General features: G+C 49.9%; 9 protein-coding genes. 6 read left to right on the top strand and 3 right to left on the bottom strand.

The window, feature by feature from the left end; all coding sequences use genetic code 11:
* The first annotated feature begins 1 nt into the window (after position 1).
* From EJV45_RS02925 to EJV45_RS02900, 6 genes are all read left to right on the top strand, one after another.
* Positions 2-1,528, top strand: a complete 1,527-nt coding sequence (locus EJV45_RS02925) for a RagB/SusD family nutrient uptake outer membrane protein (protein ID WP_129714148.1) — start codon at positions 2-4, stop codon at positions 1,526-1,528.
* 43 nt (positions 1,529-1,571) lie between these two features.
* Complete coding sequence (locus EJV45_RS02920; RefSeq protein WP_129714147.1) at positions 1,572-2,645, top strand: family 43 glycosylhydrolase; 1,074 nt, start codon at positions 1,572-1,574, stop codon at positions 2,643-2,645.
* Positions 2,646-2,669: 24 nt separating this feature from the next.
* Complete coding sequence (locus EJV45_RS02915) at positions 2,670-3,809, top strand: cellulase family glycosylhydrolase (protein WP_129714146.1); 1,140 nt, start codon at positions 2,670-2,672, stop codon at positions 3,807-3,809.
* Positions 3,810-3,982: 173 nt separating this feature from the next.
* Positions 3,983-4,927, top strand: a complete 945-nt coding sequence (locus EJV45_RS02910) for a glycoside hydrolase family 43 protein (protein WP_129714145.1) — start codon at positions 3,983-3,985, stop codon at positions 4,925-4,927.
* Between the two features lie 20 nt (positions 4,928-4,947).
* Positions 4,948-5,889, top strand: coding sequence for a glycoside hydrolase family 43 protein (locus EJV45_RS02905; protein WP_129714144.1), 942 nt, complete (start codon positions 4,948-4,950; stop codon positions 5,887-5,889).
* An 84-nt stretch (positions 5,890-5,973) separates the two neighbouring features.
* Positions 5,974-7,893 (top strand): alpha-L-fucosidase, encoded by a 1,920-nt coding sequence (locus tag EJV45_RS02900; RefSeq protein ID WP_129714143.1) that lies wholly within the window; start codon positions 5,974-5,976, stop codon positions 7,891-7,893.
* A 45-nt stretch (positions 7,894-7,938) separates the two neighbouring features.
* On the opposite strand, the gene EJV45_RS02895 is transcribed toward EJV45_RS02900, so the two are convergent.
* The 3 genes from EJV45_RS02895 to EJV45_RS02885 all read right to left on the bottom strand — a co-directional run bounded on the left by EJV45_RS02895 (position 7,939) and on the right by EJV45_RS02885 (position 11,515).
* Positions 7,939-9,999, bottom strand: coding sequence for an OPT family oligopeptide transporter (locus tag EJV45_RS02895; RefSeq protein ID WP_129714142.1), 2,061 nt, complete (start codon positions 9,997-9,999; stop codon positions 7,939-7,941).
* Between the two features lie 114 nt (positions 10,000-10,113).
* Entirely contained in the window at positions 10,114-10,953 is an 840-nt protein-coding gene (locus tag EJV45_RS02890; RefSeq protein ID WP_129714141.1) for an alpha/beta fold hydrolase, read from the bottom strand.
* 79 nt (positions 10,954-11,032) lie between these two features.
* Complete coding sequence (locus tag EJV45_RS02885) at positions 11,033-11,515, bottom strand: hypothetical protein (RefSeq protein WP_129714140.1); 483 nt, start codon at positions 11,513-11,515, stop codon at positions 11,033-11,035.
* Between the last annotated feature and the right edge of the window lie 132 nt (positions 11,516-11,647).

The raw sequence follows: 11,647 nt of genomic DNA, 5'->3' as shown, positions 1-11,647 counted from the left end.
AATGAAAAAGACTTTTCTCATCATATTTTTTGCGGGTCTGCTTGTCAGCACGGCCGGCTGTAAAAAAGACCTGCTGGACCAGAGCAATCCGAATACCTTAACAACGGATCAGTTCTGGAGAACCGAAGCAGATGCACAAAAGGGCGTCAATGCCATTTATCACATGTTTTATCAGAACGGAGGCTTCAACCGCTGGATTTATTTCCGACTCGACCTCACCTCTGATGAAGGCTTCAGTAAAAGTCCCTGGGTAGAGCTTGCCGACTGGACCCGCTTTCAATACGTAAACTATAATTTCTGGGAAGGTAACGTAAACACCTACCGCGACTTTTATAAAGCTATATTCAGGTGCAATCAGGTACTTGAAAATGTGCCGAATATACAATTTGACCAGACCCGCAAGACTCAGCTTATTGCGCAGGCAAAATTTCTTCGCGGTTTTTACTACTATTACGCAGCCGTACTCTGGGAGAATTTCCCCATCGTAACCACAACGCAGCGTCCCGAAGACATGCCAAAACAAAGCACACTGGCTGAAGTATGGGCGCTTGTAGAAAAGGATCTGACTGAAGCGAGTTCAGGCCTTCCGGAGCAATGGACAGGCAATGACCTTGGCCGAGCTACGAAAGGAGCTGCGCAGGCCATGCTTGGCCGGGCACTTATGCAGCAGAAAAAATGGGCTCAGGCAAAAACCGCTCTCGACTACCTGGTTACGGGCACGGGCAGAAACTTTTATGACCTTGTTAACTACCAGGACAATTTCAGGGCGGAAAATGAAAATAACAAGGAGTCGGTTTTCGAGATCCAGTTCTCTGATGTAAATAAGAATGCGGAGGGCGACAATCCGAACTCAAATATGGGCAGTAACCGCTCACAGTTCTTTGCGCCGCGGAGTATCGGGTGGTCTGACGGCCAGGCCAGAAACTGGATAGTAGCAGAATTTAAAAAGGAAAAAACGACAGACGGTCAAATTGACCCGCGTTTGCAGCATACGTTGTTTTATCCCGGGTCTGAAACTGATTTCGGTGTAAAAACCTACGGCCGGAGTTGGCAGTGGGATGCCGACGAGGCCTGGTTTAAGAAATACTCGCGCGATTACATGCGCAGTAACGAAGACTACTTCAACCAGATCAATAACCGCGTAATCCGCTATGCTGACGTCTTGCTGATGTATGCCGAAGTGCAGAACGAGCTTGGCCAGACTGCAGATGCGTATACCTATGTAAACCGGGTTCGCGCGCGGGCAAAGATGGCGCCTTTGGCCACCGCTTACCCCGCCATCGGGAATGATCAGGCTTTGTTCAGGGAACGCCTGAAAACCGAAAGACTGCTCGAACTATGCGGAGAAAGCGTTCGCTGGGCCGACCTGAAACGTTGGGGAGACCTGGATACGCAGGCTGGCGTAAACCGGGTGGCTGAACGTGATCCGGATTTCAGAAACTTCGTTGTCGGGAAAAGCATTCGTTTGCCGCTTCCTCAGATCGAAGTAGAAAACAATACAAACCTCCGGCAGAACCCGGGGTACTAACTTATATGGCCGGCAGCACGGCTGCCGGCTTTAACTCATATCTATGAACAGACGTTTCTATTTTTTTTCATTATTCATTCTGCTGGGCTGCGGAAAAACGGACCAGGCGACACAGGAGCCTGTTCCTGAACCAGTCAAAAAGACAACTTATACCAACCCGGTATTTATCCCTGTTATGGCAGATCCGTCTATCATGCGCGATCCGGCTACCGGCTATTTTTACGTTTTCGGAACAGAAGATTTCTGGGGTGCAAGCCAGGGGCATAAAGTTGTTCCTATTGCCCGGTCAAGGGACCTCACAGACTGGGTATACATCCGCGACGCATTCGCAAGCAAACCCGCCTGGAAAGCAGAAGGCGGTATCTGGGCTCCCGATGCACATGTTATAAACGGGCAGTATTTTCTGTACTACTCTTATTCGGTCTGGGCCGATTCAAATCCCGGTATCGGCCTCGCAACGGCTGCGAAGCCTGATGGCCCGTATACAGACCATGGAAAACTTTTCCTGAGCTCAGAGATGGGTGTTCCGAACGCAATTGATCCGTTTTATATGGAAGACAATGGCCAAAAGTACTTGTTTTTTGGCAGCTACAGCTCTGCAGCTAACAACGGTACCTGGGGAGTGCCGCTTGCTGCCGATGCTAAATCGGTGGCAGACAAAAATGCCAGGTTCAAGATTGCCGCCGGCGACTTCGAAGCTGTTATGATTCATAAAAGAGGTAACTATTATTATTTCTTCGGTTCAAAAAACAATTGCTGCGATGGCGCCGCAAGCATTTACCAGGTGCGTGTCGGCCGTTCTGAAAATTTGCGCGGGCCCTATCTGGACCGGGATGGAAAGGACATTGCCCAGCGTGGAAACGGGACCCTGCTAATTGCACGTAACGATAAAATAGCCGGCCCGGGCCACAATGCCAGAATCATTACCGATGATGCGGGCACCGACTGGTTTATCTACCACGGTATCGAAGTCTCAAATCCGATGATCCCTAATGGTCCGAACCGCAGGGCTTTGTTCCTCGATAAACTTACCTGGGCGGACGGCTGGCCGGCAATATCCGGTGCAACACCTTCCACAACGGCTCAACCTATTCCTGTCTTTAAAACGAATAACTAATCTTTACATATTAATTTAAAACACATGAAAAAAATGAACCTGAACCTTCTGGTTCTTCTCAGCCTCTTTCTGTTCTGCTGCAAACAGCCGGCAAAAAAAGACGAAGCGCGGCAGATCTGGACCAAAGAAGAAGCCGGCGAATGGTACGGAAAACAGAAGTGGATCGTAGGCTCGAACTTTTTACCCAGTACAGCCATCAACCAGCTCGAGATGTGGCAGGCGGACTCTTTTGATACCGTTACAATTTCAAAAGAGCTGGGCTGGGCAAAGTCTCTTGGTATGAATACCATGCGTGTATACCTGCATGACCTGCCATATCAGGAAGATTCAACCGGCTTTCTTAAACGCATTGATTCTTTCCTTGACCTCGCTAAACAGCAGGATATCAGACCCATTCTCGTCATTTTCGATTCTTGCTGGGACCCCAACCCAAAATCAGGCAAACAGCGCGATCCGAAGCCGTTTGTTCACAATTCAGGCTGGGTGCAGAGCCCTGGTCTGGAGGTGCTGCGCGATACAACAAAACAGGCGCGCCTTGAAGGTTACGTGAAGGGACTTATCTCTCACTTTGCCGGTGACAACCGCATTCTGGCCTGGGATGTTTGGAATGAACCGGATAATCCGAACACATCGTCATATGGGCCGATTGAATTAAAAGACAAGGAAAAATACGTGCTGCCACTGCTACAGAAAACATTTGCCTGGGCACGGGAAGCAAACCCGACCCAACCACTTACATCGGGTGTCTGGAGAAATGATTGGTCAGCCGATTCCCTGTTAACACCCATCGAAAAGGTTCAGCTTGATGAGTCTGATGTAATCAGCTTTCACTGTTATGACAAGCCCGAAGATTTTGAGAAACGCATTCATCAGCTTGAGCGTTATGGCCGGCCAATGATTTGCACCGAATATATGGCCCGGCCGAACGGAAGTACCTTCCAGGGATTTCTGCCTATTGCAAAAAAGTACAACGTAGGTATGGTAAACTGGGGTTTCGTAGACGGTAAAAGCCAGACGATCTATCCATGGGATAGCTGGCAGAAAAAATATACCGGAGACCCTCCTTTGTGGTTCCACGATATCTTCCGTAAAGATGGTACACCTTACAAAACCGAAGAAACCGATTTTATCAAACAAATTACCGGTGTTCAAAAAAGCTCGTAGCACAGCTAACCGTTTTTAAAAAAACGAAGAAAACATATCCTGCCGGCACAACAGTCTGCTGCCGGCAGGAATTGTTGCGTAGCGGCTTTTCCGCCAGCAGCAACCTTACTGGTCAGAACAACTTACGCCTATCCTGCGAAGCAGAAATCTATATATACCACACATAAATACAAATGAAACCTGTTTACATCTTTATACTGCTGATTTTCACGCTCCTCAAAGTCACCGCCCAGGACCCGCCAGCCAACAACGTTTTGCTGGCCGATCCGACAATCTATGCCGAAAAGGGCATTTATTATTTATATGGGACGGGCGAGCCCGACGGGTTCAAGGTCTATACCTCCCGCGACCTGAAAAATTGGAAGGAGCAGGGGTATGCCCTTAAGAAAGGCGAATCTTTTGGCGACCACGGGTTTTGGGCGCCCCAGATATTTAAGTACCGCGGCCGTTACCATATGGCTTATGTAGCCAACGAACAGATTGCCATTGCAAGTGCAGACAGTCCGCTGGGCCCTTTCAGGCAAACTCAAAAAAAATCACTTACTTCAGGGCAACGGCAAATCGATCCCTACATTTATATGGAAAAGGGAAAGGTCTATCTCTATCACGTCCGCGTACACCCGGGCAACCATTTGTACGTAGCTGAAATGCTGCCCGATCTCTCAGACATAAAACCCGAAACGCTGAAACATTGTGTCTCTGCAACACTTCCATGGGAAAACACAACAAACAGCGGCCCGGTTGCCGAAGGCCCGACATCGATTAAACACAAAGGTCTGTACTACCTTTTTTACACGGCAAATGATTTCAGAAACCCTGATTATGCAGTGGGGTACGCCACCTCTACAAGTCCGGCAGGGCCCTTTACAAAGTTCAGCGGGAATCCAATTTTGAACCGGAGCCTTACTAAAATTAACGGGACGGGGCATGGCGACCTCTTTACCGGGCCGGCGAACAAATTATATTACGTGTTTCATACCCACTATGACAACAAGCGCGTAGGCCGGCGGCGTACAGCCATCGTGCCCATGAAATTCGACAAGACAAGCGGTCCGGACCAGGCGATGCCAGATGCGGAAGGGCTGATATTCCCGGTTCTCGATAAAATAAGCAATTGACAGTACCATGCACCTTTAACATGAAAGCCATAGCCATTCTATCCATCTTGTTGTTTGCCGGGCTAGGCAGGGGTTATGCCCAGATTCAGAACCCGGTCATTGCCCGCGATTTTCCTGACCCGACAGTTGTTCAGTTCAATGGGGTGTGGTATGTGTATGCAACTGAAGGGAAATCGAATATCCAGGCTGCCCGGTCAACCGACCTTCAGAACTGGCAGGAACTGCCTGATGTGTTACCTGAAAAGCCATCCTGGGCAAGCGGACATTTTTGGGCGCCACATGTCATATATGATGCACGCTTAAAAAAGTATGTTCTTTTTTACTCAGGGGAATCTACCGATGATAAAACCGGGAAGTGCCTGGGTATTGCTTATGCCGACAAGCCCGAAGGACCGTTCAAAGATAAAGGCAGCCCGCTGATCTGTGGTGAGACATTCGTCAATATTGACCCTTTCGCTCTTCGGGATTCCGCCGCCGGGAAAAATCTGCTGATCTGGGGTTCCGGTTTCCAGGCTATCCGCCTCCGGGAAATGAATGCAGACTGGAGCGATTTCGCACCTGGCTCAACTGCGCGTGACTTGTTGCCGCCAGGGCAGGAGAGCCGCTATACCAGGCTCATCGAAGGTGCCTGGATAGACCATCATGACGGCTACTATTATCTGTATTATTCGGGCGATAACTGCTGCGGCGACAAGGCCGACTATGCGGTTCTGGTTGCGCGTTCAATAAAAGTCGAAGGACCTTATGAAACACGCGGCCAGGTTTCAGGCTCAGGCAGCAGCGCCATTCTGGAAAGCCGTGGCAAATGGGTTGCGCCAGGACATAATTCAATTCTTCGTGATAGAAAGGGAAGGACCTGGATTGCATTTCACGCTATAGACCGGGATGCGCGGAAAAAAGGCCGACAAATGTTGCTCGCACGACTAAACTATGAAAAAGGCTGGCCGCGGGTAACCTGGTAGCCGGTATTGTATAACATGTAGCGCCGATAGTTGATAAGTTTGAACAGTCCTGTATTTATTGCTTTCGTTGACCTATATTGTGCTATGAAATCTGTCGTTCGACTCTTCTATTGTATCACGCTGATCCTGCTGAGCAGTACGCTATCGGCACAGCAGGCGGCGCCGCCAAAACCATATGGTCCGCTGCCTTCTGCTGCACAGCTGAAATGGCATGAGATGGAAATGTATGTTCTCGTCCATTTCACGCCAACAACATTTGAAAATAAGGAATGGGGCTATGGCGATGCGGATCCGAAAATATTTAATCCCCGGTCATTTGATGCAGACCAGATTGCGGGCGCTGTGAAGTCCGGAGGTTTCCGTGGATTGATCAGCGTAGCCAAACATCATGATGGTTTTGCGCTCTGGCCGACCAGAACAAACCAGTACAACATTAGCAAAAGTCCGTGGAAGAACGGCAAAGGCGACATGGTAAGGGACTTTATGCTTGCTGCGCGTAAGGCGGGGATGGAGTTCGGTGTGTATTGTTCGGCCTGGGACCGCAATGATCCGGAATATGGCAGGGCGGCTTATGTTGATCATTACCGTGAACAATTAAAAGAGCTGTACACGAATTATGGCAGACTGTTTACAAGCTGGCATGATGGTGCAAACGGGGGAGATGGATATTACGGCGGGGCCCGGGAAACCCGGAAAATTGACCGTTCTGCATACTACGGTTGGGAAGATCTCTGGCAAATAACCCGCCGGATGCAGCCTGAGGCAGTTATCTTCAGCGATATTGGTCCCGATGTGCGCTGGGTAGGTAATGAACGCGGTGCTGCAGGCGAAACATCCTGGGCAACCTTTACGCCCGTGGGCCCGGAAGGCACAAAACCGGCACCGGGACATGTAGTCGAGACGTTTCTGACCAGCGGTCAGCGAAACGGCCGTTTCTGGATACCCGCAGAATGCGATGTTCCGCACCGCGTGGGTTGGTTTTACCACGCCGATCAGGACCACCAGGTGAAAACGCCCGATCAGTTGTTTGATATTTATCTTAAAAGCGTTGGCAGAGGCGCCAACCTCAGTCTGGGTATTGCGCCCATGCAGGATGGCAGGCTACATGCTAACGACGTACAGTCCCTGCAGGGTTTCGGTGATAAACTGCGAAAGACATTTGCGACAAACCTCGCCACCGGTGCGCGCTTATTTGCCGCCTCTACCAGGCCGGGAACTAACTATCAGCTGCGCAATCTTCTGGACAACGACCGTTATACCTACTGGGCTCCCGATGACGACGTACATCATCCGGTTATAGAGATCGACCTGAAGGGAACTAAACGTTTTAACCTCATCCGCCTGCGCGAAAACATCAAACTTGGTCAGCGTCTGGATAGCGCGGTGGTTGAGGTGCATCTCAAGGGTGCCTGGCACAGACTGGCTTCCGCTACCAGTATTGGTTCCACAAGACTGATCAGGTTGAGCGCGCCGGTTCAGGCAGCCCGGCTCAGACTCAGGTTGTATGCGCCCGTGGCACCGGCGCTCAGCGATTTTGGATTGTTCCTCGAAGCTCCGGGCCCTGCGATGCCATACGCCAGAATTTCTGAAGGCCTAGAAAAGTCGGGATGGAAAATGATTTTGCCTGATTCGTCTGGCGGCAAAAATGCAGTCGACGGAAATAAAAACAGCGCCTGGCTTCGCGACGGCGTCAAATTACCTTTGCAGGTTGTCTTTGATCTGGCAAAAGAAAGCCATTTCACCGGCTTTTCTTACCTGCCACGGCAGGATGGGAAAGCTGAAGGACTGGCTGACCGGTATGAGTTTGCAACCAGTATGGACGGTGTAGTCTGGGATACACAAGCTGCGGGCGAATTTTCAAACATCCGGGCTAACCCTGTTCAACAATTTGTTCGACTGTCGAAACCAGCCAGGGCACGTTTCATTCGGTTTACGGTATTGTCTACCACGACCAGCGCAGCGGCAGGCACCGTAAGCATTGCAGAATTTGACCTTTATAAATAATGAAAGCCCGGATGTCCGGGCTTTTCACTTTAAATATCGATCTGGCTACAGTACAACATCATTTTTTTTCCGGGCGACCCGATAGAGCACAAATCCCATCAGGGCAAAGAACAACACGCCCAGCAGCGCATAACCTTCGTGGCCAAGAATCCCTGATAACCAACCTTCAGCGTTAACCAGTTGAAGGTTATCGTTTACAGCCGGGATAACCGACAAAATTGCCACGATTACTCCTGCAATAGCACCACCTGCCACCAGGCCGGTGGCAAATAAATTTCCGGTACCAAGTTCTTCTTCTTCCAAGCTGGTTGCCTTTGCTTTTTGCCTCCAGTCAACCAGCGCACGAACGGCACCACCGGCAAAAATGGGCAGCGTTGTAGACAGCGGGAGGTAAGCACCCACCGCAAACGATAAAGACTTGATACCACAAAGTTCAACAGTAATGGCAATGAACACACCGACAAGTACATACTGCCAATCCAGGTTGAAAGAAAGCATGCCTTTGATCAGCGTTGCCATTAGCGTAGCCTGTGGCGCAGCATAGGTTTCGGTCCCAATGGCGTGCGTAATGCCTTGTTTCACCATTTCTGTGGTAGGGGTATCAAGGATACGCACAGTCAGGCCGATCACGATAGAAGAAACAATTACCCCTATGAATAAAGCAATCTGCTGGTATTTTGGCGTGGCGCCTACCAGGTAACCGGTTTTCAGATCCTGCGAAGTGGCACCGGCGTTCGCAGCCGCTATACAAACCATACCGCCAACAACAAGGGCCATAGGTTCGTAGATTTTTCCCGTCCAGCCCATGCCGATAAAGATCAGACAGGTACCCATAATCGTGGCAATCGTCATACCCGATACCGGACTGTTGCTTGAGCCGATCAGGCCTACAATACGGCTCGCAACGGTTACGAAGAATGCACCGAATACCACAACCAACAGCCCCAGAAGGAGTTTGCCAATAAACGTATCGCCCGGTACCTGCGGCAGCAGCGCCATAAGTATAATAAGACCGACACTGCCAAAGCCAACAATTTTCAACGAAAGATCGCGGTCCGTTCTCTTTATGGTAGATGCGTCTTTTTTCTCCTTGACAGAGCTGATGCTTTCTTTAAAAGAGGTAACGATGGTCGGCAGGGTTTTAAGCAGGGTAATAAAACCACCTGCTGCAACGGCGCCGGCACCGATCTGTTTTACAAATGCCTGGTAAATCGCTTTCGGATAATCAGCAAAAGTCCGGGTAACCGGGTCCCAGTTGCCCGCACCACCGGGCTTGTTTATATCTGCCAGCAGCCCGATCTTAACCAGCTGCTGTGCCGCACGCACAGGATCAATCAGCGTAGCCAGCAAGGGAATGAGCACCAGCGACGCCAACACACCACCGGCCACGAGAATACCTGAAATACGCGGACCGATGATATAACCTACGCCCATATATTCAGGCGTGATCTCGCCGCTTACCTGTGCCGACGGTAAAAACCTGTTTGTTTGTTTGGTAGCCCATGCAGGCACCTCAGCAATAATGTGAAAAACCTTTTGGCAAAGTGCGTAAACCAGCGAAAAACCCAAACCCCAGAATGCTGTACGGGCAAACGTACCTCCGCGTTCGCCAGCCTGAAGCACCGACGCACAGGCCGTTCCTTCAGGATAGGGAAGGGTATGGTGTTCCTTAACAATCAGCGAGCGCCTTAGTGGAATCATCATCAGCGTACCCAATATACCGCCCAATATGGCCAGAATCAGGATCGTCATATAATTGAAGAAAGCTTCACCCGAACTCTGGCCACCGATTCCCGTACTTAAAAAAAGGAAACCCGGAAGCGTGAACACCACGCCGGCAGCGATTGATTCGCCTGCAGAACCGGTTGTCTGGATGATGTTATTTTCAAGAATGGTGGTTTTGAAAAAACGTTTGCCAAGTGTTATGGCGAGAACAGCTATTGGAATTGATGCAGAAACGGTCAGGCCTGCTTTGAGGGCAAGGTAAACGGTTGCGGCCCCGAAAATAATTCCGGCGAGTGCGCCGAGCAGAACAGATTTGACTGTTAGTTCTGCCACCTGCTTTTCTGCCGGTACAAAAGGCTTAAATTCTTTAATATCACCCATTATATTGATTTAAAGAATCAAAGTTAGCGCTTTTTGCTGCTTATGCAAGTTGGGTTAGCTGAGCCCCTGGCTGAGAAATTGGCATTCCGGCTGCTCCGGAATGCCACTCGAAATTTATTGCTTCAGAAAGTCAATGAGCCTTTGGTTCAGCATATCGCGGTCTGTTATAAAAAGGCCGTGCGGTGCGCCTTCAAATACAATGTATTCTGCTTGCGGCACCCTGCCGGCAACAATTTCGCTGGTCGCCTTGATCGGAACTGTTTTGTCAGCGTCGCCGTGAATAATGAGCAGCGGCAGCCGGATCTTGTCCAGTTCACTTCTGAAATCAGTTGTAGAGAAAGCTTCCAGACATTGAGCCGTTGCGCGGGGGCCGGCCTGCAGAGAAAGGTTTTGATGCCAGTTCAGAATAGCCTGACTAACGGGTTTACTCAGTAGCCCCTCGCCATAAAACTGTTTCGCAAAGTCTGCCAGAAAAGCAGGACGGTCAGTTGCAATTTTCTCGGCAAAGCCATCAAACATCGCTTTTGGCACACCTTCGGGATGGTCGTCGGTTTTCAGCATAAAGGGCACAACAGAGCTGATGAGCACAGCCTTTTTTATTTTTTCTATTCCAAACAGGCTGATGTAGCGCACTACTTCACCGCCACCCATAGAAAATCCGACGAGCGATACAGATTCGAGATCGAGCGCATCTATAAGCAGTGCCAGGTCGGCGGCCAGGGAATTGTAATCATAACCGCTCCACGGTTTCGAAGATTTACCAAATCCGCGACGGTCGTAAGCAATAACGCGGTAACCGGCGCTGACGAGCGCATCGATCTGGTATTCCCACATTTCATGCGAAAGCGGCCAGCCATGAATAAGCACAACAGGATCGCCGCTTCCCCAATCTTCGTAGTAAAGTGTAGCCTGATTGAGACGCTCATCAGGCGAGTTTTGGTTTAGATAAGGCATATAGTTTCGTGTTAATTTAAACACTCAACATGCTTACCCTTTGATTGTTTGTCTTTGTTTACAACCTCAGGAAGAAAATCTAACGGGATGCTGTAAGCTTTCGCTGAAGCCTGACTTCCAGGTAGCTGATTGCCCCATCACGCAGCTGTGCAGTCGCTTCGCCACGGAAGACCGGAACAGCGCCTTCAGGGCCAAAGTTTACCGGAAATACCACATGGTCTCCCGAAATAACCGGAGCGCCCGCTGTGCTGAACACATAATTCTTGTGCTGGCGCTGAACATCATTCACGGCAGCGTCAATCTCGCTGTAGGTTGTAGCCGTTGCCACCGGTGTTACCACGCGGCTGTCGGCGGTATACGTTTGCTTAATTTTACGCAGACGTTTTACCTGGTCACGTTCGTTCCAGACGTCAAGGTGATTTTTGAGAGCAGTGGTGTAGTTTGCAGGTGAAGTTTGGGGATGAGTGGCTTTCGCTTGTCTTGCCGGTACCTGTTTGGCGGACTGGGCAAAACCGCTGACCGAAAGGATGAATCCGAGTGCAGCGAAGTAAAGAGTTTTCATGGTTTGCGCAATTAATGCTGCAAGTTTACGAACGCTTTACGAGAACAAGTTCACAGAATTGTAAAAACTGACGATTGTAGTTTTTTAGTCAGAAAGTAAACCCGGACCAGTGTGGTCCGGGTAACTAAACTT

Source organism: Pedobacter sp. SYP-B3415, from assembly GCF_004138205.1.
In the GTDB taxonomy this organism is placed as follows: Bacteria; Bacteroidota; Bacteroidia; order Sphingobacteriales; family Sphingobacteriaceae; genus Pedobacter.
This window is presented reverse-complemented; position numbering and strand designations above follow the sequence as displayed.

Excerpts from the sequence above, each read along its gene's own strand:
- EJV45_RS02895 (WP_129714142.1), bottom strand. The coding sequence starts at position 9,999 with ATGGGTGATATTAAAGAATTTAAGCCTTTTGTACCGGCAGAAAAGCAG.
- EJV45_RS02925 (WP_129714148.1), top strand. The coding sequence starts at position 2 with ATGAAAAAGACTTTTCTCATCATATTTTTTGCGGGTCTGCTTGTCAGC.
- EJV45_RS02905 (WP_129714144.1), top strand. The coding sequence starts at position 4,948 with ATGAAAGCCATAGCCATTCTATCCATCTTGTTGTTTGCCGGGCTAGGC.
- EJV45_RS02910 (WP_129714145.1), top strand. The coding sequence starts at position 3,983 with ATGAAACCTGTTTACATCTTTATACTGCTGATTTTCACGCTCCTCAAA.
- EJV45_RS02890 (WP_129714141.1), bottom strand. The coding sequence starts at position 10,953 with ATGCCTTATCTAAACCAAAACTCGCCTGATGAGCGTCTCAATCAGGCT.
- EJV45_RS02920 (WP_129714147.1), top strand. The coding sequence starts at position 1,572 with ATGAACAGACGTTTCTATTTTTTTTCATTATTCATTCTGCTGGGCTGC.
- EJV45_RS02885 (WP_129714140.1), bottom strand. The coding sequence starts at position 11,515 with ATGAAAACTCTTTACTTCGCTGCACTCGGATTCATCCTTTCGGTCAGC.
- EJV45_RS02915 (WP_129714146.1), top strand. The coding sequence starts at position 2,670 with ATGAAAAAAATGAACCTGAACCTTCTGGTTCTTCTCAGCCTCTTTCTG.
- EJV45_RS02900 (WP_129714143.1), top strand. The coding sequence starts at position 5,974 with ATGAAATCTGTCGTTCGACTCTTCTATTGTATCACGCTGATCCTGCTG.